The following is a 21865-nucleotide window of genomic DNA, read 5'->3' as shown; positions in this document are numbered from 1 at the left end:
AAACGACTTTGCGCCGATGATAGTGCTGCAACCAGTGTGAAAGTAGGTTATCGTCAGGCTAGTTATAAAGAAAAAACCCGCTCAGTGATCTGAGCGGGTTTTTTTTCGTTCGATGGTTTCGTACAGCAGCCAGCCGGCACCACATCACATTGCAAATTCCATTTCCAGAACTACACTGAATACAGGTTCACAGTTCGGAAAGGACTGGTCATGGACATATCAAGAACACGCAGGGCAGGACGGCTGGCCGCCGCATTGCTGCTCGCCGCCGGTCTCGGCGGCTGCGTGTACGCCCCGCCATACGCCTACGATACCTATTACCCCAGCTACAGCTATCCGGCCTATTACGGCTACCCCACCTATGTCGGGCCTCCCGTCGCGCTGAACTTCGGTTACGGCTACTACCGCAATCATCATTCGTACCGGGGTCATTATCGTGGCTATCGCGGCGGCTACCACGGCGGCTACCGTCATGGCGGCGGGTATGGCCGCGGCCGGCATTGAGGCACCAGGCGCACGTACCAGGCTCCCGCTACCCTGTAAGAAACTCTTTCCTCACCGCTGCCCACCTGCCGGCCAGTACCGTCGGCGGTGTGGCACGCCCCTTGCATTCTTGTCCATCTGCGTGCGCCAGGCGCCGCCTGCGCCGTGTTGCGGTGACGACGGTGGAACACCTGTCACCCGAGCGGAACAGGCAAGGACGCGCTTGTTGCAGTTTCGGAGCGACAGCGCACCCGGCACACCGTTTCCAACCCGTCCGCCACCAAGGCGGACCTCATCGACAAGAAAGATGCCATGAAAACGAGAGCAGCCATTGCGTGGAAAGCGGGAGCCCCTTTATCCATTGCCGAAGTCGACCTGGAAGGACCGCGTGCCGGCGAGGTGCTGGTCGAAATCAAGGCCACCGGGATTTGCCATACCGATTACTACACCCTGTCCGGTGCCGACCCGGAAGGCATTTTCCCCGCCATCCTCGGCCATGAAGGCGCCGGCGTCGTGCTTGAAACCGGGCCCGGCGTCACCTCGGTCAAGCGCGACGACCACGTGATTCCGCTGTACACCCCGGAATGCCGGCAATGCAAATTCTGCCTGTCCCGTAAAACCAACCTGTGCCAGTCGATCCGCTCGACCCAGGGCCGCGGCCTGATGCCCGATGCGACGTCGCGTTTTTCGCTCGACGGCCAGCTGCTGTTCCACTACATGGGCACCTCGACCTTTTCCAATTACATTGTCGTCCCCGAAATCGCGCTGGCGAAAATCCGTGAAGACGCACCTTTCGACAAGGCTTGCTATATCGGCTGCGGCGTCACCACCGGCGTCGGCGCCGTCGTGTTCTCGGCCAAGGTGGAAGCGGGCGCGAACGTCGTCGTCTTCGGCCTGGGCGGGATCGGCCTGAACGTGATCCAGGGCGCGCGCATGGTCGGCGCCGACAAGATCATCGGCGTCGACATCAACCCCGGCCGGGTCGAGATCGCCCGCAAATTCGGCATGACCCATTTCGTCAACCCGACCGAAGTGGACAACATCGTCGACCACATCGTGCAGCTGACCGATGGCGGCGCCGACTTCTCCTTCGAGTGCATCGGCAACACACAGGTGATGCGCCAGGCGCTCGAATGCACCCATAAAGGCTGGGGCCAGTCCTTCATCATCGGCGTTGCCGCCGCCGGCCAGGAAATCAGCACCCGGCCATTCCAGCTGGTGACCGGGCGCCAATGGAAGGGTTCCGCCTTTGGCGGCGCACGCGGACGCACCGACGTGCCGAAAATCGTCGACTGGTACATGGACGGCAAGATCAACATCGACGACCTGATCACCCACACCTTGCCGCTCGAGCGCATCAACGAAGGCTTCGAGCTGATGAAGAGCGGGCAGTCGATCCGCTCGGTAGTGCTGTACTAGCCGCAGTCCATACCACGCAGTCCATTCCAATCAACAGGGAGGAGCGATCATGAGTACTGAAGTCAATATTCATCCGGCCGTCGACGGCATGAAACGGGCAGCATCCGGCTTTGCCGGCGGCACCCTGACTTGCCTGTGCGCCAGCAATCCGGTCACGGTCGAGATCAAGGGGCAAGTCGCGCACAACCACGTCTGCGGCTGCAGCAAGTGCTGGAAGCCGGCCGGCGCGCTGTTTTCGCAGGTGGCAGTGGTCAGTCGCGAGAATGTGCGGGTCACCGCCAACGAAGACAAGCTGCAGGTCGTCGACCCGAGCGCCACGATCCAGCGCCATGCCTGCCGCGATTGCGGCGTGCACATGTACGGCCGCATCGAAAACACCGGCCACGCCTTTTATGGACTCGACTTCGTGCACACTGAACTGTCGAAGGAAAGCGGCTGGGCCGCGCCGGAATTTGCCGCCTTCGTCTCGTCGATCATCGAATCGGGTGCGCCTCCCGAAAACATGGGCGCGGTCCGTGCGCGCTTGAGCGAGATCGGCCTGCCGCCCTACGACGCCCTGTCGCCGGCGCTGATGGACGCGATCTCGACCCATGTCGCCAAGACGCGCGGTGTACTGAATAACGCGTGACGACGCGAGAAATGGCGGCCCACTGCCGGGCCGCTGCGCCAGCATATTGGAGACAAGATGAAGCATCACCTTTTACGGGCGACAGCCGTGCTCGCGGCCCTGCTCGCGCCCCTGGCCGCCCAGGCCCACGATTACCCGACCAGCGACCGGGTCGAGTACGTGCTCGAGTGCATGCAAAAACACGAGGGCAAGTACGAGTACCTCTATAAATGCTCCTGCGTCATCGATCACATCGCCAAACAGATGCCCTATGACGATTACGTGACGATGGCCACCGCCCTGCGCAACCAGACCCTGGCGGGCGAGCGCGGGGCGCTGTTCCGCGATCCGGTGCCGGTCAAGGACATGGCAGGCAAGTACCGGACGCTCCAGGCCAGCGCCAACAAGGCGTGCCAGGTACCGCAGCGTTGAGACCGCTGTGCCGCCCGGCTTGCGTCACGGATGGCACACGTCGCCCGGCGACTGTCACGAATGTTGAACACGGTGTCACGCTGCGCTCGCCGTCCTGGGGCGGGGCCGCATGGCACACCCTTGCAGTTGCACTGGCACGCTAAGTGCTGTGTTGATGGTGGGGCTACCCGCCTGTTGAAAATGGAAGCCTGACCAGGTCGCACCGCTCATAAAAACCATAGGAGACTTAACCATGTCATTTTCCACAAGACTCAGCCGCTGGTGGCCGTGCCTGGCGCTGGCTGCCGCTCCTGCCTTCGCCGCCACCTCCGACGTCGAACAGCTGACCAAGGACCCGAAGAACTGGGCCATGCAATCCGGTAACTTCGAAAATCACCGGTACAGCGAACTCAAGCAGATCAACAGCAAGAACGCCAGGAACCTGCAAGTCGCCTGGACCTTCTCGACCGGCGTGCTGCGCGGCCACGAAGGCGGCCCGCTGGTCATCGGCGACACGATGTACATCCACAGCCCCTTCCCGAACAAGGTCTTCGCCATCGCGCTGGAAGACCAGAGCATCCGCTGGAAATACGAGCCCAAGCAAGACCCGACCGTGATCCCGGTGATGTGCTGCGATACCGTCAACCGCGGCGTCGCCTACGCCAACGGCAAGATCTTCCTGCAGCAGGCCGATACCACCCTGGTCGCGCTCGATGCCAAGACCGGCGCCGAACTGTGGAAGAACAAGGTCGGCGATCCGAAAATCGGCGAAACCACGACCAATACCCCGCACGTGTTCAAGGACAAGATCCTGACCGGCATCAGCGGCGGCGAGTTCGGCGTGCGCGGCCGCGTCACGGCGCACGACATGAACACCGGCAAGATCCTGTGGAAAGCCTACAGCACCGGGCCCGACGCCGAGATGATCGTCGATCCCGCCAAGACCATGACCTGGACCGACGGCAAGATGGCGCCGATCGGCCCCGACTCCTCGCTGAAAAGCTGGAAGGGCGACCAGTGGAAGCTGGGCGGCGGCACCACCTGGGGCTGGTACAGCTATGACCCGGCGACTAACCTGGTCTATTACGGCACCGGCAACCCGAGCACCTGGAATCCGCGCCAGCGTCCGGGCGACAACAAATGGTCGATGACCATCTTCGCGCGCGACCTCGACACCGGGATGGCAAAATGGGTCTACCAGATGACGCCGCACGACGAGTGGGACTATGACGGCGTCAACGAAATGATCCTGGCCGACATCAAGGTCAAGGGCCAGCCGCGCAAGGCATTGGTGCACTTCGACCGCAACGGCTTCGGCTACACGCTCGACCGCGTCAGCGGCGAACTGCTGGTGGCCGAAAAATTCGATCCGAAGGTCAACTGGGCCACCCACGTCGACATGAAGAGCGGCCGGCCGCAAGTCGTGGCCAAGTACAGCACCGACAAGAACGGGCCGGACTTCAATTCGAAGGGTATCTGCCCCTCGGCGCTCGGTACCAAGGACCAGCAGCCGGCCACCTTCAACCGCAAGACCGGCCTGTTCTATGTGCCGACGAACCACGTCTGCATGGACTACGAGCCATTCCAGATCGAGTACACCGCCGGCCAGCCGTATGTCGGCTCGACCCTCTCGATGTACGCCGCGCCGAACAGCCATGGCGGCCTGGGTAACTTCATCGCCTGGGATGCCGGCACCGGCAAGATCGTCTGGTCGAAACCGGAAAAATTCTCGGTGTGGAGCGGCGCGCTGTCGACGGCGGGCGACGTGGTGTTCTACGGCACCCTGGAAGGCCATATCAAGGCGGTCGACCTCAACGGCAAGGAACTGTGGAAGTTCAAGACCCCGTCCGGGATCATCGGCAACGTCCACACCTGGGAATACAAGGGCAAGCAATACATCGGCGTGCTGTCGGGTATTGGCGGCTGGGCCGGTATCGGCCTCGCGGCCGGCCTGACCAAGGGCACCGAGGGCTTGGGGGCGGTGGGCGGCTACAAGGACCTGGCCAAGTACACCGAACTCGGCGGCGTGCTGACCGTGTTCACCCTGCCTGACCGCTGATCGCCACCCATCGTCGATGCCGTGTAGTTGAATTGAGGACGGTTGCCGGGCATACCGGCGGCCGTACCTCGCTTGCCAGGAATGGATAATGAACAGACTCACGAAAAAAGCAGTGCTCGCCGCCGCATGCTGGACCCTGGCGGCGATGTCCGGAATTGCGTCGGCGGCCGATACGGCGCCCTACAAGGTAGCGGAAGGCAATAAGGTCGATGGGCAAACCCTAAGCGGCTGGAAAACCTGGCGCGCCATGGCGTGCGAGCGTTGCCATGGCGCGGCCCAGGAAGGCATGGTCGGTCCCTCGCTGGTAAACAGCCTGCGCGTGCTCAGCAAGGAGGAATTCAAGCAAGTCGTGTTGAAGGGCCGTATAGAGAAAGGCATGCCGAATTTCGATACCAGCAAGATGGTCAGCGAAAACATCGACAACCTGTACGCCTACCTGAAGGGACGCTCGGACGGCGCCATCGAACCGGGCCGCCTGCAGGAGATCGGCAAATGAGGCGGCGGGCGACAGCGCGGCGCACCAGGTCTTGGGCATGGCTGGCGGGGGGCGCCTGCGCGCTCGCCGCGGGCCTGGCCGGCGCGCAACCCACCATCGAGCCCGGCGCCGACAAGGTACTGCGGGTCTGCCAGGACCCGAACAACCTGCCGCTGTCCAACCAGGCCCTGGCCGGCTTCGAGAACAAGATCGCCGCCCTGTTTGCGCAGCAGCTGGGCTGGAAGCTGGAGCACGCCTGGTTCCCGCAGCGGATGGGTTTCATACGCAATACCTTGCGTGCCAAGGAGGAAAATGCCGACCACTACAAATGCGACCTGGTCACCGGTGTTCCCAAGGGATTCGACATGGCCGCGACCACACGGCCGTATTACCGTTCCAGCTATGCCATGGCCTACGTGAAAGGCAAGGGACTGGACCGGGTGCGCAGCCTCGATGATTTACTGGCGCTCGACGCGGCGCAACGCAAGAAGCTGCGCATCGGTGCATTTGCCGGCTCGCCCGTCACCGATTGGCTGCTGCAAAACGACCTGATGGAGCAAGTGTCCTGGTACCAGAGCCAGACCGGCGACGCCGAACAGTATCCCGGTGAAATCGTCGAAAAAGACCTGGCCAGCGGCAAGCTCGACGTCGCCTTTGCCTGGGGGCCGATTGCCGGCTACTTCGCCCGGAATGCACGCGCCGCGCCGATCGTCGCCATTCCGTTGGCATCAAAGCCCGGCATGAAATTCGATTTCGAGATCGCCATGGCGGTACGCCACGCCGACAAGGATTTCCGCCAGCGCATCGACCAGCTGATCGTCGCGAATGCGGCGAAGATCCACGCGATCCTCGCGCAGTACGGTGTGCCGGAACTGGCGTTGCAAGACACGGCCGCACCAACCGCCGCCGCATCTGCAACAGCAGCCTCGGCAGCAGCCCCAGCGGCGAAGATGCCATGAGCCGCACGTCACCATGCCGCCTGGCCACGCGCGCCGGCGCGTGCCTGCGCATTGCTGTCGCCGCCGGGGTGTTGTACGGCGGCGCGGCCGGCGCCCAGCCGGTGTCGCCCGCCGAAACCCTGTTGTTCGAAACCGACCACCTGGCGAAGATGCAGCCCGCCACTCTGGTCTACCAATTCAGCAAGCACAGCAATGTCGAGGCGGCGTTCACCGACAGCGTCGAACTCGAGGTCACACGCAGCAAAGGGCAGGTGCATGCGACCTTGCACTTCCTGAGCGGCAAGCGCCGACGCGAGTTGCCCGAGATCGACGATGCGCACGGCAATCCGGTGCTGCTCGGCTTTCTCGAGCACGACATTGCCGAAATGAAGCGCCTGACCGGCGGCTCCGTCACCTATTTCCGCAAGCGCATCCGGATGGCGCTGGCCAACAGCGCGCAGGTCACGCCGCAGCGCATCACCTGGCAGGGCAAGACCGTCGAGGGGCAGGCCGTGCGCATCCAGCCCTACCTCGACGATCCGCTGCATGCGCGCTTCGAGAACTATGTGCGCAAGACGTACACCTTTGTCTTCAGCGACGACGTACCTGGCGGCCTCTATCAGGTAAGCACCTCGCTGGCGAATGCTGGCCGGACGGCGCCAGGCACGGTAGTGGCGCGCGCGGCAGGGCAGGGCGCAGCGGCGCCCACTGTGCCCAAGCCGGGCGTCGCTACGCCGGGCGCCGCTCCGCCCGGTGCCGTGACGTCGCCCTCCGCCAAACCAGGCGCAGCCGGAACCAAAAAAGTGGAGCCCGGTGCGGCGGTCTCCGCGGCGGGAACCCCGGCAGCGCCAGGTGCGGCGCAGCCGGGCGCCGTACCTGGCACACCTGGGGCGCCCGCGGCGCCGCCGATACCCGCCATCGACGAGACGCTCACCCTGGTGAAGGTTGCCGCTCCCAGGCGCTGAGCCAGGCGGGGCAGCTTGCCTGGACGTGGAATCAGCCGGAGGCACACGATGGCGCCCCTGAAAGTGTTTGCTTTCGATTATGTGATGGAGGGCGGTGCGGTGACGCGTGCCCTGCCGCGCTCGTTCACGCAGCAGGGGGCGATGCTGTTCGACGCCCTGCTGGCCGACCTCGCCGCCTTGCCGGACGTCGAAGTGTGCACGATGGCGACCCTGTGCGCACCCGAGGCGGGAGCCGCGCCGGCGCAATCGTTTACGGAACGCTTCGCCAGCTGCGTGCAGGCGGCGGATGCGGTCTGGCCGCTGGCGCCCGAATCCGGGGGCTTACTGGAGAGCCTGTCGCGCGACATCTTGCGCGGCAAGCGCATCCTGCTGGGCAGCGCGCCGGGCGCGGTGCGCGTCGCCGCGAGCAAGCTCAAGGTGGCGCGGGCGCTGGCCGAGGGTGGCGTCGCCACCGTGCCGACCTATCGGCCGCACGCTGCCTTGCCCGACGGCGACGGCGCCTGGGTCGTCAAGCCCGAGGATGGATCCGGTTGTCTCGATACCCGCCTGTTCAGCGACCGTGCCTCAGCCCTCGCATGGATCCGCACCAGCGCGGCGCAGGGATATGTCCTGCAACCCTTCGTTGCCGGTAAACTCTGCAGCCTGTCGCTGATCTGCTGCGACGGCGCCGCGCGCCTGCTGGCGCGCAACCACGAACGGGTGGCGGTGCGCGACAACCGCTTTCACTTCCTGGGCAGTACCGTCAACGGACTGTCCGATGCCGACGGCGCCCTCGAGCGGCTGGCGCAGCAGGTGGCGGCGGCGCTGCCGACCTTGTGGGGCTATGTGGGGGTGGACGTCATTCTCGGCGCACGCGGCGCGGTGGTCCTCGACGTCAACCCGCGCCTGACGGCGGCGTATGCCGGACTGCACGCCTCGATCGGCTGCAACCCGGCCGGCCTGGTGATCGATTTACTGAAAGGTCCGGCCGCGATGCCGGCGCCGCCCGCCGGGCGCCGCGCGGTCAGCGTCGACGTCGACAGTTTTCCCGCCGGCGCCGGCGCCTGAACCTGAGTCTGAACAGCAGGGCGGACGGCGCCGCCCCGGCGCACAAGCCTATTTGATCACCACGCCCCACGGTAGCTTGCCCACCGCGATGTCGCGCAGCTTGGTGCGGCTGGCGGTGTCGATCACACTGACGTTGTTCGAACGGCCATTGGCGACATACAGTTTTTTGCCGTCCGGTGTGAGCGCCATGTTCCAAGGGCGCTGGCCGACCGGCACGGTCGCCACCACCTGGTTGCTGGCGGTGTCGATCACCGACACGTTGGCGTCGCCGCCGTTCGACACGTACACGAACTTGCCGCTCGGGTGCACCGCGATGCCGTTGGCACGCAAGCCCGCCTTGATGCGCGCGACGATGGCGAAACTGGTGGTGTCGATGACGAAGACTTCGTTGGCATTCTCGGTGGCGACATAGGCGCGGCTACTGTCCGGCAGGAAACCGATGCCGCGCGGGCGCGCGCCTACGGCGACCTGGGCGACTTGCTTGCGGCTGGCGAAATCGAGGATGTCGACGGCATCGCCTTCCTCGGCGCTGACGAACACCAGCCGGCCGTTCGGGCTGAACACCGCGTGTTCCGGATTCTTGCCGTGCACGGGGAGCGAAAACGCCAGCGTGCGGGTACGCGTGTCGAGCACCGCGATCTCGTTCTTGCCCTCGATCGCCGCGATCACCCAGCGCCCGTCCGGCGAGATCGACACGCCTTCCGGCGACTCGCCCAGCGCTACCGTGGCGCCCAGCTTGCGGGCGCCGAGTTCGACCAGCTGCAGGCGGTTGTTCGGCTGGTCGCTGACGTACAGCCAGCGGCCGTCGCCGCCGACGGCAAGGCCGCGCGGCTTGGAGCCGCCGGGCAGTTCATTGACGACCTGGTCGGTGGCGGTGTCGATCACGGAGATCGTCGCCGATCCCTCGTTCGGTACGTAGGCGAAGGGCGCCGCCAGCAGAGGCAAGGGCAACGCCCCCGCAAGGACGAGGGCAGCGGTAAGACGGGGCAATAAAGACATAACGATCAATTCTCCACAGGCTGATGGGCGGGTACCTGGCCGGCAGGCTTGCCGCGGCACGGCCACATGCGCAGCAGCAAACCGTCGCGATCGATCAGCATGTGCTTGGCAACGGCCAGCACATGCACGGTAACGAGCAGCGCCAGCAGCAGCGCGGCCAGGTGATGGGTGCCGTTGAAAATGGCGTACCAGGTCTTGTCGTCCGGCCCCCAGGGCATCCAGTGCACGACATTGAAAAACTTGATGCCGTGCCTGCTGAAATTGGAGGCGAGATAGCCCGACAACGGTAGGGCCAGCATGCAGGCGTACAGCAGGATGTGGGAGATCCTGGCGGCCGTCCTCTGCCAGCCCGGCGTCGTCTCCGGCAACGGCGGCGGCCTGTGCGTCAGGCGCCAGCCCAGGCGCAGCAGGATCAGCAAGCCGATCAGGATGCCGCTGCTTTTGTGCAGGTTGACGTAATAGCCGCGCGCGGGCGTGCCGCGCGGGATATCTTCCAGCGCCAGGCCAAATGCGAACTGGCCGAGCAGCAGCAGCGCGATCAGCCAGTGCAGGACGATCGCGACCGTGGTGTAGCGGGGGTAGGCGGCAGCAACCATGATTCAATGAAACAGCGACTTGTCCGGATGCTCGATGTTCAGGCGCTGCAGTTTGCGGTACAGCGTGTTGCGGCTGATATTCAGGTCGCGTGCAACGCCGCTCAGGTTCCATTGATGGCGTTTCAGTTCCTGCAGCAGTACTTCGCGTTCCGCGCACTCGAAGGGGTTCAGACCGGCACCGGGTTTGGCGCCGGGCGCGGCGGCAGAAGGGGAGGCAGAAGCAGAGGCCGGCTCGGCAGCCGGCGCATCGGCAGCGGCCATGTTGCTAATACTGTGCCGGTATTCGGGCGGCAAGTCGTTGGCGGTGAGGCGGTCCGATTCGCGCAGCGCGATCATGGTGCGCAGCAGGTGGCGCAGCTGGCGCAGGTTGCCGGGCCAGCGTTGCCGCTCGAGCAGGGCCAGCAGGCTGTCGTCGATCTCGACCGGACAACCGGCATCGCTTTCTTCCAGCGCCAGCTGACGGATCAGGGCACCGCGGTCGAGGCGTTCGCGCAGCGGCGGCAGGGTGAAGGTAACGCCCTGCAGGCGATAGTACAAATCCTCGCGGAAGGAACCGCTCTCGATCTTTTGTACGAGGTCGCAATGGGTGGCGCTGATCAGGCGGATGTCGAGTTTGACGGGCGCCTCGCCGCCGAGCGGCACCACTTCGCGTTCTTCCAGCACCCGCAGCAGCCTGGCCTGCAGGGCCACCGGCATGTCGCCGATCTCGTCGAGGAACAGGGTGCCGCCATTTGCCTGCAGCAACTTGCCGCGTTGCCCCTCTTTGCTGGCGCCGGTGAACGCGCCCGCGCGATAGCCGAACAGTTCGCTCTCGACCAGGGACTCGGGAATCGAGGCGCAATTGATTGCGACAAAAGGCCGGGTGGCGCGGCTGCCGGACAAGTGCATGGCGCGCGCAAAGCGCTCCTTGCCGCTGCCGGTTTCGCCCAGCAGCACGACGGCGACGTTGCGCTCCATCACCCGTTTGGCAGTCTCGACATTGGCACGCATGGCCGGGTCGCCCAGGTGCAGCGCATCGAGCGCGCTGGCCGCGGGCTGCGCTTGGGCACTGTCGGCGCGCACCAGGCGCCGTGCGCTGCTGTTGGCCACCGGCTGGTAGATGACGGCGAAAAAGCGCGCATTGCTGCGCACCTCGAAGATCGGTACCGGGTGGTAGGCGCGCCGCACGCTGCTGTCGACCAGGCCGGGAAAGGTAATGTTGAACAGTTCGCAAACGTCGCGCCCGACGATCTCGGCCGGGTGGGTGTAGCCGAGCAGCGACAACGCCGCGCGGCTGGCGGCCAGCACGGTGCCGGTGATGGACAGGGCAATGGCGCCTTCGCTCAGGGTGCCGACAAATTCGGGCCGGTTATGGAAGCGCAGGATGAAGTCGTGGCGGAACTGGTTCAGGAACACCCGGTTCTCGATCATTTGCACCGACATGCTGACCAGGGCCAGCGTGTGCTGCTGGGCCAGGCGCGATTCGCCGGAAGCGTCGAGCACGCCGACCAGCTCGCCGCCATGGTCGAAGATCGGGGCCGCGGCGCACGAGAGGCCGATATTGCGCGACAGGTAGTGTTCGTCCTGGTGCACGGTGATCGGGCGCCGTTCGACCAGGCAGGTGCCCATGCCGTTGGTGCCCTGCACGCGCTCGCTCCAGACCGCGCCCTGCATCAGGCCGGTCCTGGAGGCGGCATGGGTGAACGCCGGGTCGCCAAAATAATTGAGCAGAACGCCTTCGCGGTCGGTCAGCATGATGGCGTAGCCAGAGCCGGCCAGTTGCTGGTACAGGTTGGCCATCTCGACCTTGGCGACGGCTTGCACGTCGGCCAGCCGTTCTTGCCGTTCCTGCAGTTCGACTGGCGCAACCACTTCGGGTTCGGCGCAGCTGTCGGGATTGAGCTGGTATTCGTTGAGACAACGAATCCAGGAGCGGGTGATCCGGTTACCGGACCCCATGCGATCGGCGCCCAGACGGTCGTGGACGACCGAATGGACACGCTTGACGTGTTCCACGGCAAACTTCGACATGCTGTCTCCTGCGTCCGCAACGAGGGCCGGCGCTGCTGGTGGTGCTGCCGGCGACTGCCGCTTTATGGACTGTTTTGTGAGTTTGACACCCCATCTATTGTGGAGAATACACCGTCCAACCGTCCGATTGTCGGCCAGATTTCATTATTTTTGAATACTCGCCGGCTCTGTATGCAGCCCGCATGGCGCAACTTCAGACCGGCATCAGCCAAGCTGCTATCGCATGGAACTGAAGGCCGAATTAATGGTCATGTCCATCCGGATTGGCGCGGTCGCGCGGCGGGCCGTGCTGGGGTCGAACGGGAAACTGGTGCACAATCAGGGTGACGATGTTGGCAATCCAATAAAACAGGACGAGCATGAACGAACAGGTTGCACGACGGGTCGTGCTGGTACGCGCGATCGAAAGCGCCGATACCGGCCACCAGGTGCTGAGCGAAGACGACCGCAAGTACGCCAGCCGCAGTGCACGCGAGCTGGCCGCATGGCAGGCGGCCGACAGCAAGGCCGCGGTTACCCAGGAACATTTTCTCGAGCAGCGCTCGGAGCAGATCCTTAAGCGCCTGGCCGAGCGCACGCCGGCCTTTGCCAGCTTCCAGCGCCGCGGTCTGGGCTTGCCCGGCTTTTGGGCGGCGCTGCCGGTCTTGGCGCTGGTCGCCGGCGCACTGCTCGACCGCATCGCCGATCCGCACCGGGTCGACCTGCTGTCGGCGCCATTGTTGTTCATCATCGGCTGGAACCTGCTGGTGTACCTGGTGCTGCTAGTGCTGGCGCTGATCCCGGGCCGCAAGGGCGCCCCGGCCGGGCAGGGGCTATTGCGCCGCCTGAGTGTCGGCAAGGCCGCCATGCCCCGTAAACTGCCGGGCGCGCTCGCCACCGGCATTACCAACTTCATGGCCGAGTGGGCCGTGCTGAGCGAACCGCTCACACGCGCGCGCCTGGCGCGCACCGTGCACCTGGCAGCGGCGGCATTCGCCCTTGGCGCGGTGCTGTCGCTGTACGCACGCGGCATGCTGACCCAGTACGTGGCCGGCTGGGAAAGCACTTTCCTGGACGCGACCCAGGTCCATACCCTGCTGTCCTGGCTGTTCGCACCGGTGCTGCTGCTGTTCCCGCAACTGCAGGGGTTTACGCTGGCCGACATCGAATCGCTGCGCTTCAGCGCCGGCGCTAACACATCTGCGGCCGGCGGCGAGCGCTGGGTGCATCTGTATGGCGCCACCATCCTGCTGCTGGTCGTGCTGCCGCGCCTGGTGCTGGCGGCAATCGCCGGCTGGCGTGCGCGCCGTCTGGCACGCCGCTTCCCGCTCGAACTCGAACATCCATACTTCCGCCGCCTGGCCGACAGCATCGGCGCCGGCACGCCCGCCGTGCTGCGCGTGCTGCCCTACAGTTTTACGCTCGACGAAGCGCGCGACCGCGGCCTGTGGACGGTGGCGGCGATGGCCCTCGGCGCCCAGGCGCGCGTGCTGCTGCGCCCGACGGTGCCGTATGGCGAAGAGCCGCAGGCAGCATTGGGCGACACGCCCTTCGACGACGCCGGCGTGACCGTCACCGCCGCCCTGTTCAGCCTGGCGGCAACGCCGGAAAAGGAAAACCACGGCGCCTTCCTCGACGTCCTGGTCAAGCACAGCAAACGCGGCGTCGCGGTGTTGCTGGACGAATCGAGCCTGACCGAACGCGGCGCCGGCCAGGCCGGCCTGGAAGCGCGCGTGGCCGAGCGCATCGCCCTGTGGCGCCAGTTCTGCAGTTTCCACGGCACCGCCGCCACGGTGGTGAACCTGGTCGACCCGAATAAACACCCGATCGAACTCGGTGCGGGGCTGGCCTTGCCGGAGTTGCGATGACTGATTTGCTGAAGAAACCGTTAAATGAGCCACCGCACGAGCCACCGCACGCGCCACTGGACAAGCCGGTGGCAGACACCCCTGTCAAAATCCAGTTCGCGCTGGTCTCGCACACCAACAACGGCAAGACCACGCTGGCGCGCACCCTGGTCGGCGCCGACGTGGGCGAGGTGCGCGACGCCGCCCATGTGACCACCTTTGCCGAAGCGCATCCGCTGCAAACCACGCCTGTGGGAGACACCCTGCTGCTGTGGGACACCCCCGGTTTCGGCGATTCGGTGCGCTTGCTAAAACGGCTGGCGCTGGCGGGCAATCCGATCGGTTGGTTCTTGCGCGAAGTGTTCGACCGCTACCGCGACCGTCCGTTCTGGCTCAGCCAGCAGGCTTTGCGCGCGGCCAAAGACGAAGCCGATATCGTGCTGTACCTCGTCAATTCGTCGGAACTTCCAGGCGACGCCGGCTATCTACCTGCAGAGATGAACATCCTCGAATGGCTCGGCAAACCGGTGGTAGTCTTGCTCAACCAGATGGGGCCGCCGCGCACGGGGGCGGCCGAGGGCGCCGAGCAGGGGGAGTGGAAGCGCCACCTGTCTCGCTTCGCGGTCGTGCGCGAGGTGCTGGCGCTAGACGCCTTTGCCCGCTGCTGGGTGCACGAACACGTGTTCTACGAGGCGGTCGCGCCGCTGGTCGCGCCCGAAAAGCAGGCCGGTTATGCGCGCCTGCGCACGACCTGGGAGGAGAATAACCGCCAGCGATACGCCAGCGCCTTGCGCATCTGCGCCGAACAAGTGGCCGCGGCCGCGCGCGATAGCCAGCCGGTAACCGAACAGGGCGGCGGCTTCCTGCGCAGCGCCTTGAAGGCGGTGGGGCTGAGCAAGGACCAGCAGGGGCGCCAGGAAGTGGCGATGGCGGCGCTGGTCGACCGCCTGAACGGAGAGATCAACAAGGCGACCATGCGCATGCTGGTGCTGCACAAGGTCGACCCGGGCGAAGCGACGCTGATCAACACGCGCGTGCGCGAAAACTTCGCCGTGCGCGCGCCGATCGACAAGGCGCAGGCCGGCCTGCTGGGCGCGGTGGTGTCGGGCGCGGCGACCGGCCTGTCGGCCGACCTGATGGCGGGCGGCCTGACCCTGGGCGGTGGGGCGCTGCTGGGCGCCCTGGTCGGCGGCCTGACGGCGGCCGGCGCCGCCTGGGGTTTTAACCAGCGCAACGACAGCGACAAGCCGGGCGTGCAGTTCGCCGACGCCTTTTTGCAGACGCTGCTGGTAGGCGCCGTGCTGCGCTACCTGGCGGTGGCCCATTTCGGACGCGGGCGCGGCAATTACGTCGAGAGCGAAGCGCCGGCTTTCTGGCAGGCCGAAGTCGAGGCTGCGCTCGGGGCACAGGGCGAGCTGGCGACGAGGTTGTGGCAGGAAGTGCGCGCCGCGCCCGACCTGCATGCGGCGGCGGCACGCGTGTTCGCGCTGGTCAAGCCGGCGACGGATGCGACGCTGGCGCGGCTGTATCCGGGTGCTACGGCTGCGCTGCTTGGGAAGGACGTGCCAGCTACCGTGTAATTCTTGCGATCGTTGAACGCGTGGGCGGGGGACCCGCACACCTTACATCCCTTCGAGTTATGTTGACGCTGAGCGGAGGGCTGTAGGGTGGGCGGGGGAAATCAGTCTGGGGGACTGATTTCCCGCCCACGCGTCGATCGTTATCGCCGGATCCATCGCGAAACGACCGATATCGGCGCTTCCTTTTAAAACTGATACTGCCCACTCACCCCCAGCACCCAGTTCCGCCCCGGCGCCCCTTCATAAAACCGCCGGTTCGCATCCCCGACGATCACCGACCCCACATACTGCTTGTCGAACACATTATTCAGGCGCGCGAACTGCTTGATCGTCCAGCCGCTCCACTCCTGCTTCGCCTGCGCGCGCAGGTTGACAATCCCGTACCCCGGCGCCGGCTGCGCGGTATTCGTGTCCTCGGCAAACACGCGACCGTTGGCGATCGTCTCCAGCGCCGCACCGTAGCGTCCATTGGCTTCCTTCCAGCCCAGTTCGCCATAGAAGCTGGTCCTGGGCACGCCCGGCAGGCGGCTGCCCTCCGGCACCGTGCCAAACCCTTCGTCGTAGATCGCGCGCAGCGCCGAGAGCGCCAGCTTCGCGCTCCAGCCGGCGCCGAGGTCGGCGTCGAGCGACAGTTCTCCGCCCTGGCGCAAGGTCGCGCTGGCGTTGCGGTAGCTGGTGCGACCGCCGCTGGAGACGTCGACCACCAGTTCGTCCTGCGTTTTCACCTGGAACAGGGCGGCGTTCACGCGCATGTTGCTGCCAATAAAAGCCTTGATGCCCGCTTCCAGGTGGGTGCTGGTGGCCGGCTGCAAATTGAAATTGAAGCCGGCGCCGCTGCCCGAATAAAACACTTCATTCAGGGTCGGCGTCTCGAAGCCGCGCGCCGCGCTGGTATACACGTTCAGCGTCGGCGAGACTTTGTACAGCACGCCCACCAGCGGCGTCGTGTGGTTGTAGCGCACGGCGCCGCTGTCGTTGCCGTTCGAGAGGTAATAGTCGGCGACGTCGAATTTCACGCGGCTGTGGCGCAGGCCGGCGGTCACGACCCATTGCTCGCGTTCCCATTCCGCCTGCAGGTAGGGATCGATGTTGCTGACCTTGTTTTCTTCATCGCGGCGCAGGTTGCCGCGCACGCCAAATTCGGTGCCGACGAAATTCTCGAAGCCCTGGCGCGCATCGGTCGAGCGGCCGCTATCGATGCCGACCGTGGTGCGCAGGGTGCCGCCGGCCAGTTCGCGCACGTCGCGCCAATTGACGTCGAGGCCGAGGAAGTCGCGATCAAAATCGACCACGCCGCCGGAGTGGGTCGGCGGCGCCTGGAAGCCGCGCGAGAACGACTGGTACTGCACCACGCGCCGGTTGCCGCCATAGGCGGTCACTTGCAGGCGGTTGGCGCCGAAGCGCTGTTCCCAGGTCAGGCCGGCCTGCTTGTGGTCGATGCTCTTGCGGGTGTTGTAGCGCTCGGCCAGGGTGCGCTGTGGCGTCACCGTATCGGTGGTGTCGATCTCGCCGGCGCGCGGATCGCGTTGGTAGGTGGCCCAGGTGACGCCGAGCGGATCTTGCGTGTCGTCCTGGCGCAGGCCGCTGGCGGTCAGCACCAGGCGGCTGGTGGGCGAGGTCGCCATCGTCAGCTTGGCATAGGCCTGGTCGCGGCGGGCGGCGCCGTGGTCGCGGAAGCCGTCGGTGTCGAAGCGCGAGGCGTCGATCAGGTAACCGATGCCGTTACTTTCGCCCTGGGCGTTGAGGTCGAACTTGCGCATGCCGTAGCTGCCGGCGGAGACACTGGTTTCGATCGACGGCGGTCCTTTCGGATCGCGCGTAAACAGTTGCACGACGCCGCCCGAGTGGTTGCCGTAGAGGGCGGAGAAGGGGCCGCGCAGCACTTCGATGCGTTCGGCCATGTCGAGATTGAAGGTGGCGGCCTGGCCCTGGCCGTCGGGCATGGTGGCCGGGATGCCGTCGGCGATCAGGCGCACGCCGCGCACGCCGAATGCCGAGCGGGCGCCGAAGCCGCGCGAGGAGATCTGCAAATCCTGGGCGTAATTCTGGCGGTCGCGCGCCACCAGCCCCGGCACCGCGGCCAGCGCCTCGGAGGCGTTCACGCGCGGCTGGGTGTCGCGGATCTGGCTGGCGTCGATCACGTCGATCGCGGCCGGCAAGTCGAAGCTGGCGTGTTCGCTGCGGCTGCCGGTGACCACGACCACGTTCATTGGTCCCTGCTGGGTTGTGGTGGGCTCGTCGGCGGGCTCGTTGGCTGGCTGACCTGCCGCAAGCACCGCCAGTGGCCAGCAGGCGCACAGGGCGGCGATCGCGTTCAAGCGAAATGCGTGTTGCGTCATTGTTTCTCCATGTTGTCGATAGCACCTCGGGCACTGCGCACCAGCAAGGTCGTACTAATTCGACAAGCAATATACCTGCCATCCCTGAAACAGGTGCGCACGCCGGTGGCATGGGGCTTGCATGGAGTCCGCCAACTGAACGCCGGCGCGGCCGGTACGTCCTCGGCAGGTGTATCGAGGCAGCTTGTCAATACTGTTCCAATTTTGAGCAGGTGTGCCAGAAACGGTGAGCACAACGTGTCCGTCTCCTGCGGCGCCGGGGTGGCACGGTGCTTGCGACGCCCGATGGCGTGCTTCGACACGCCCGCTGCAGCAATGGTCTGCTGTAACGGTCCATCACGACAAATAAAGAGGATGACATGAATCTCGCAGACATCAGCAAGCTCGGCGTCGCCAATCCCTTCAAGCAACGCTACGACAATTACATCGGCGGGCGCTTCGTAGCGCCCGTGAAGGGCGAGTATTTTGCCAACGTCACGCCGATCACCGGCCAGCCGTTCTGCGAAGTCGCCCGCTCGAGCGCGGAAGACATCGAGCTGGCGCTGGACGCCGCCCACGAAGCGAAAGAAGCCTGGGGCAAGACTTCGCCGGCCGAGCGCGCCAATATCCTCAACAAGATCGCCGACCGCATCGAACAGAACCTGGCGCTGATCGCCACCGCCGAGACCATCGACAACGGCAAGCCGATCCGCGAAACCACCGCCGCCGACATTCCGCTGGCGATCGACCATTTCCGTTATTTTGCCGGCGCCATCCGTGCGCAAGAGGGTTCGATCGCCCAGATCGACCATGAAACCTACGCTTACCACTTCCATGAGCCGCTCGGCGTGGTCGGCCAGATCATCCCGTGGAATTTTCCGATCCTGATGGCGGTGTGGAAGCTGGCGCCGGCCCTGGCCGCCGGCAATTGCGTCGTGTTGAAACCGGCCGAGCAGACGCCGGCCTCGATCATGGTGCTGATGGAACTGATCGGCGACTTGCTGCCGCCCGGGGTGGTGAACATCGTCAACGGTTATGGGCTGGAGGCGGGCAAGCCACTGGCATCGAATAAACGCATCGCCAAGATCGCGTTTACGGGCGAGACCGGCACCGGGCGCCTGATCATGCAGTACGCCGCACAGAACCTGATCCCGGTCACGCTGGAGTTGGGTGGCAAGTCGCCCAACATCTTCTTTGCCGACGTCATGGATGCGGACGACGAATTCTTCGACAAGTGCCTGGAAGGTTTTGCCATGTTCGCGCTGAACCAGGGAGAAGTCTGCACCTGCCCGTCGCGCGTGCTGGTCCAGGAATCGATCTACGAGCGCTTCATCGAGCGCGCATTGGCGCGGGTCGCCGCCATCAAGCAGGGCAACCCGCTCGATGCGTCGACCATGATCGGCGCCCAGGCTTCGCAGGAGCAGCTGGAAAAAATCCTGTCTTACCTCGACATCGGCCGCCAGGAAGGCGCGCAAGTGCTGGCCGGCGGTGAACGCAAGGCGCTGGAAGGCGACATGGGCGGCGGCTATTACGTGCAGCCGACCGTGTTCAAGGGAGATAACAAGATGCGCATCTTCCAGGAAGAGATCTTCGGGCCGGTGGTGTCGGTCACGACGTTCAAAGATGAAGCCGATGCGCTGCGCATCGCCAACGACACCCTGTACGGGCTCGGCGCCGGGCTGTGGACGCGCGACGCCTCGCGCGCCTTCCGCATGGGCCGTGCGATCCAGGCCGGCCGCGTCTGGACCAACTGCTACCACCTGTATCCAGCGCATGCCGCGTTCGGCGGCTATAAGCAGTCAGGCATCGGGCGTGAGAACCACAAGATGATGCTCGACCATTACCAGCAGACCAAGAACCTGCTGGTGAGTTATAGCCCGAAAGCGCTCGGGTTCTTCTGAACGGTGCGGGTGGCGCGGCCAGCCCGGTTGCGCCACTTATTATTTGATTTCGGAGTTTTTTTACTACAGTTTCGGAGGTGGTGTATGGCGCCTGTGCCCGCTCGCGTAACCGCAACGCCCGCCGCCCTCGGCTTCATCGACGAGCTGCAGCAACGCCACGGTCCATTGATGTTCTTCCAGTCCGGCGGCTGCTGCGACGGCAGCGCGCCCATGTGCTACCCGGCGGGCGAGTTCAACCTGAGCGACACCGATGTCCACCTCGGCGACCTCGACGGCACGCCCTTCTATATGGGCAGCGAACAGTTCGCCTATTGGGAACACACCCAGCTGATCATCGACGTCGTCGCTGGCAATGGCGGCATGTTTTCGCTCGATAACGGCACCGGACGCCGCTTTCTCACGCGGTCGCGTTTGTTTACCGACGAGGAATCGGACGCTTTGCGCGACTCCATACCGTCGAGTACGACGCCCCGCCAACAGCACAGTTGACTCATCCATTCACTGTGAACTGATCAGTTTTTGCGCACCCCGATGAGATAACAGCCCGCTTCAGCCCTGTCGTAGCCCCGCAGGCGGCCCGGATATGGATGGGCACGAGATTTGCCATCGCTGTCGGTTGCATCACTTGATGCGTACAACATAACCGATCAAGGAGACGGCGATGAACAAGCGGCTTGTATTCCCTTACGCGGCAGGCGTGCTCGGTGCGCTGGCATGCATGCAGCCGGCGGCGGCGGTCGACATCAAGGCGGGCGACTGGACGGTGTCAATCGGCGGCAACGTCAACGCCTACTACACCTTCGTCGATTGCTCGGGCGCCCAGGTCGGCGGGCTGGCGCTGGGTGGCGAAGCGCTCGGCTGCGGCGGTCGCGACAGCCGCACGACGGTCGGCAACGGCCTGCTGCCCAGCGGACTGGTTACTTCCGCGGCATCGCAGCTGGGTGGTTACGACGTCAAGGCGCTGATCGGCATCTATGCCCACACCGCCACCGACAGTGCGATCTCGGCCAATAGCGGGGTCGACGTGCGTCAGGCTTTCTTTACCTTCGGGAACGCCGGCCTCGGCACGGTCAAGCTGGGGCGCGACTATGGCATCTTCGGCGCCAATGCCATTCTCAACGACATGACCCTGATGGGCGTCGGCGCACCCGTGCAGGCGACCCAGCGCGGCCGCGTCGCACTCGGCCATATCGGCGCCGGCTATGCCTACCTGAACCATTACGGGCAGGTTGCCTACACCACCCCGACATTGGGCGGCGGATTCAGTGTCGACCTCGGTCTCATGAGCCCGGTACACGACACGCCGGTCGTCGCCCCTTCCGCTTATACCTCCGCGTCGACACCGCAGTTCCAGGCACAGCTGACGTACAAGCTGGGCGATATCAAGGCTTGGCTCGGCGGCAAGGCGCAACGCTTCGATCCGCTGGTGGCGGGCACGCCCGACCTGACCATGCGTGCATTCGAGATCGGCGCCTTGTACCAGGCGGGACCACTGGGCGCATTGGTAAACTTCCAGGCCGGCACCGGGCTCGGTATCCTGTCCGATGCCGACCAGGGGCGAGTGCGCAGTTCCCATGTCCTGGTGCAGGGAACCTACAAGGTAACCGAGCAGGTCAAGCTGGGCCTGAGTTATGGCCGCAGCGAGAACAGCAACGATGCCGCCGGCACCGGAGGCCTGAAATCGAACGCCAACGTCACCCTCGGCGCCTACTATGCCCTCAACAGTGCGATTACCCTGGTAGCGGAAGCCGGACAGACCCGCTCGAAGGCGTTCGCCGGTCCACGCGACAAGATGAATGGCGTCGCCCTGGGCGGCATCATTTTCTTCTGAAGGGCAGGCTGGACCCTGTCGGAGGAGAGGGGCAAAAAAGCCCTTGCAGGCTACGAACAGGGTTCGCTATAATTCGCCTCCGCCTACGCGGCCCGGTTGAAACGACAACGAAATCAAGTAGTTGAAGCAACGACAGGTGGCCGCGAAATACTGCGGTGTAGCAAAAAAGGAGTTGACGAAGATCGCGAAACACTGCATAATCTCATCTCTCTGCTGCTGGCGAACAAAACGATTCGCAGAACGCAGCAAGGCAGTACCGAATAAAGTTCTTTAAAAATTAACAGTCGATAAGTGTGGGCGTTTGATGAAGGTGCCAAGAGCTTCGGTTCTTGATTACTTAAATTATCAAATGTTCACAAAAGTATTAAGCGTTGTCTCAGCAATGAGATGACGGTCAGTA

Annotated in this window: 18 protein-coding genes; 14 read left to right on the top strand and 4 right to left on the bottom strand. The window is 64.7% G+C overall.

From position 1 onward, the window contains the following. Positions 1-210: 210 nt before the first annotated feature. The 9 genes from IFT60_RS25780 (at position 211) to IFT60_RS25740 (ending at position 8404) form a co-directional block, all read left to right on the top strand. The gene (locus IFT60_RS25780; protein WP_192056954.1) at positions 211-504 is read left to right on the top strand and encodes a hypothetical protein; all 294 of its coding nucleotides are present in this window, start codon (positions 211-213) and stop codon (positions 502-504) included. Between the two features lie 291 nt (positions 505-795). After that, positions 796-1902, top strand: a complete 1107-nt coding sequence (locus tag IFT60_RS25775; RefSeq protein WP_192056953.1) for an S-(hydroxymethyl)glutathione dehydrogenase/class III alcohol dehydrogenase — start codon at positions 796-798, stop codon at positions 1900-1902. Positions 1903-1951: 49 nt separating this feature from the next. Further along, positions 1952-2530: an S-(hydroxymethyl)glutathione synthase gene (gene gfa / locus IFT60_RS25770; protein ID WP_192056952.1), complete on the top strand. Its 579-nt coding sequence runs from the start codon at positions 1952-1954 to the stop codon at positions 2528-2530. A gap of 57 nt (positions 2531-2587) precedes the next feature. Next, the gene (locus IFT60_RS25765; protein WP_229511209.1) at positions 2588-2941 is read left to right on the top strand and encodes a hypothetical protein; all 354 of its coding nucleotides are present in this window, start codon (positions 2588-2590) and stop codon (positions 2939-2941) included. Positions 2942-3173: 232 nt separating this feature from the next. After that, the gene (locus IFT60_RS25760; protein WP_192056951.1) at positions 3174-4979 is read left to right on the top strand and encodes a methanol/ethanol family PQQ-dependent dehydrogenase; all 1806 of its coding nucleotides are present in this window, start codon (positions 3174-3176) and stop codon (positions 4977-4979) included. Positions 4980-5124: 145 nt separating this feature from the next. Beyond that, complete coding sequence (locus tag IFT60_RS25755) at positions 5125-5475, top strand: c-type cytochrome (RefSeq protein WP_229511213.1); 351 nt, start codon at positions 5125-5127, stop codon at positions 5473-5475. Continuing rightward, positions 5472-6413 carry a quinoprotein dehydrogenase-associated putative ABC transporter substrate-binding protein gene (locus tag IFT60_RS25750; RefSeq protein WP_192056949.1) on the top strand — a complete coding sequence of 314 codons (942 nt, stop codon included), beginning with the start codon at positions 5472-5474 and terminating at the stop codon, positions 6411-6413. Before IFT60_RS25755 ends, IFT60_RS25750 begins: the two co-directional genes overlap by 4 nt. Next, positions 6410-7357 carry a hypothetical protein gene (locus IFT60_RS25745; protein ID WP_192056948.1) on the top strand — a complete coding sequence of 316 codons (948 nt, stop codon included), beginning with the start codon at positions 6410-6412 and terminating at the stop codon, positions 7355-7357. The genes IFT60_RS25750 and IFT60_RS25745 overlap by 4 nt, the downstream gene beginning before the upstream one ends. Positions 7358-7405: 48 nt before the next feature. Further along, a complete protein-coding gene (locus IFT60_RS25740; protein WP_197986473.1) occupies positions 7406-8404 on the top strand; it encodes an ATP-grasp domain-containing protein in 999 nt (332 codons plus the stop codon). A 48-nt stretch (positions 8405-8452) separates the two neighbouring features. On the opposite strand, the gene IFT60_RS25735 is transcribed toward IFT60_RS25740, so the two are convergent. The 3 genes from IFT60_RS25735 to IFT60_RS25725 are packed head-to-tail and all read right to left on the bottom strand — an operon-like array spanning position 8453 to position 12009. Next, positions 8453-9355: a beta-propeller fold lactonase family protein gene (locus IFT60_RS25735; protein ID WP_229511208.1), complete on the bottom strand. Its 903-nt coding sequence runs from the start codon at positions 9353-9355 to the stop codon at positions 8453-8455. A gap of 53 nt (positions 9356-9408) precedes the next feature. Further along, positions 9409-9999, bottom strand: a complete 591-nt coding sequence (locus tag IFT60_RS25730) for a cytochrome b (protein WP_192056946.1) — start codon at positions 9997-9999, stop codon at positions 9409-9411. A gap of 3 nt (positions 10000-10002) precedes the next feature. Continuing rightward, on the bottom strand, positions 10003-12009 hold the full coding sequence (locus IFT60_RS25725; RefSeq protein ID WP_192056945.1) for a sigma-54-dependent Fis family transcriptional regulator: 2007 nt from the start codon (positions 12007-12009) through the stop codon (positions 10003-10005). 359 nt (positions 12010-12368) lie between these two features. On the opposite strand from IFT60_RS25725, the gene IFT60_RS25720 reads away from it, so the two are divergent. Together IFT60_RS25720 and IFT60_RS25715 are read left to right on the top strand one after the other, a co-directional pair. After that, positions 12369-13856: a DUF2868 domain-containing protein gene (locus tag IFT60_RS25720; RefSeq protein WP_192056944.1), complete on the top strand. Its 1488-nt coding sequence runs from the start codon at positions 12369-12371 to the stop codon at positions 13854-13856. A gap of 68 nt (positions 13857-13924) precedes the next feature. After that, positions 13925-15415, top strand: coding sequence for a DUF3482 domain-containing protein (locus tag IFT60_RS25715; protein WP_374001299.1), 1491 nt, complete (start codon positions 13925-13927; stop codon positions 15413-15415). A 185-nt stretch (positions 15416-15600) separates the two neighbouring features. On the opposite strand, the gene IFT60_RS25710 is transcribed toward IFT60_RS25715, so the two are convergent. Further along, positions 15601-17754, bottom strand: coding sequence for a TonB-dependent receptor family protein (locus IFT60_RS25710; protein ID WP_192056942.1), 2154 nt, complete (start codon positions 17752-17754; stop codon positions 15601-15603). A 359-nt stretch (positions 17755-18113) separates the two neighbouring features. On the opposite strand from IFT60_RS25710, the gene adh reads away from it, so the two are divergent. The 3 genes from adh to IFT60_RS25695 all read left to right on the top strand — a co-directional run bounded on the left by adh (position 18114) and on the right by IFT60_RS25695 (position 21465). After that, a complete protein-coding gene (gene adh / locus IFT60_RS25705; protein ID WP_192056941.1) occupies positions 18114-19634 on the top strand; it encodes an aldehyde dehydrogenase in 1521 nt (506 codons plus the stop codon). 84 nt (positions 19635-19718) lie between these two features. Beyond that, positions 19719-20123: a DUF779 domain-containing protein gene (locus tag IFT60_RS25700; RefSeq protein WP_192056940.1), complete on the top strand. Its 405-nt coding sequence runs from the start codon at positions 19719-19721 to the stop codon at positions 20121-20123. Between the two features lie 172 nt (positions 20124-20295). Further along, on the top strand, positions 20296-21465 hold the full coding sequence (locus IFT60_RS25695; RefSeq protein ID WP_229511195.1) for a porin: 1170 nt from the start codon (positions 20296-20298) through the stop codon (positions 21463-21465). Positions 21466-21865: the final 400 nt, after the last annotated feature.

This window comes from Massilia sp. CFBP 13721, assembly GCF_014842025.1.
GTDB lineage: Bacteria > Pseudomonadota > Gammaproteobacteria > Burkholderiales > Burkholderiaceae_D > Telluria.
The sequence above is the reverse complement of the archived record's forward strand: the minus strand, read 5'-3'. Positions and strand labels throughout refer to the sequence as shown.

Excerpts from the sequence above, each read along its gene's own strand:
- IFT60_RS25780 (WP_192056954.1), top strand. The coding sequence starts at position 211 with ATGGACATATCAAGAACACGCAGGGCAGGACGGCTGGCCGCCGCATTG.
- IFT60_RS25775 (WP_192056953.1), top strand. The coding sequence starts at position 796 with ATGAAAACGAGAGCAGCCATTGCGTGGAAAGCGGGAGCCCCTTTATCC.
- gfa (WP_192056952.1), top strand. The coding sequence starts at position 1,952 with ATGAGTACTGAAGTCAATATTCATCCGGCCGTCGACGGCATGAAACGG.
- IFT60_RS25765 (WP_229511209.1), top strand. The coding sequence starts at position 2,588 with ATGAAGCATCACCTTTTACGGGCGACAGCCGTGCTCGCGGCCCTGCTC.
- IFT60_RS25760 (WP_192056951.1), top strand. The coding sequence starts at position 3,174 with ATGTCATTTTCCACAAGACTCAGCCGCTGGTGGCCGTGCCTGGCGCTG.
- IFT60_RS25755 (WP_229511213.1), top strand. The coding sequence starts at position 5,125 with ATGTCCGGAATTGCGTCGGCGGCCGATACGGCGCCCTACAAGGTAGCG.
- IFT60_RS25750 (WP_192056949.1), top strand. The coding sequence starts at position 5,472 with ATGAGGCGGCGGGCGACAGCGCGGCGCACCAGGTCTTGGGCATGGCTG.
- IFT60_RS25745 (WP_192056948.1), top strand. The coding sequence starts at position 6,410 with ATGAGCCGCACGTCACCATGCCGCCTGGCCACGCGCGCCGGCGCGTGC.
- IFT60_RS25740 (WP_197986473.1), top strand. The coding sequence starts at position 7,406 with ATGGCGCCCCTGAAAGTGTTTGCTTTCGATTATGTGATGGAGGGCGGT.
- IFT60_RS25730 (WP_192056946.1), bottom strand. The coding sequence starts at position 9,999 with ATGGTTGCTGCCGCCTACCCCCGCTACACCACGGTCGCGATCGTCCTG.
- IFT60_RS25725 (WP_192056945.1), bottom strand. The coding sequence starts at position 12,009 with ATGTCGAAGTTTGCCGTGGAACACGTCAAGCGTGTCCATTCGGTCGTC.
- IFT60_RS25720 (WP_192056944.1), top strand. The coding sequence starts at position 12,369 with ATGAACGAACAGGTTGCACGACGGGTCGTGCTGGTACGCGCGATCGAA.
- IFT60_RS25710 (WP_192056942.1), bottom strand. The coding sequence starts at position 17,754 with ATGACGCAACACGCATTTCGCTTGAACGCGATCGCCGCCCTGTGCGCC.
- adh (WP_192056941.1), top strand. The coding sequence starts at position 18,114 with ATGAATCTCGCAGACATCAGCAAGCTCGGCGTCGCCAATCCCTTCAAG.
- IFT60_RS25700 (WP_192056940.1), top strand. The coding sequence starts at position 19,719 with ATGGCGCCTGTGCCCGCTCGCGTAACCGCAACGCCCGCCGCCCTCGGC.
- IFT60_RS25695 (WP_229511195.1), top strand. The coding sequence starts at position 20,296 with ATGAACAAGCGGCTTGTATTCCCTTACGCGGCAGGCGTGCTCGGTGCG.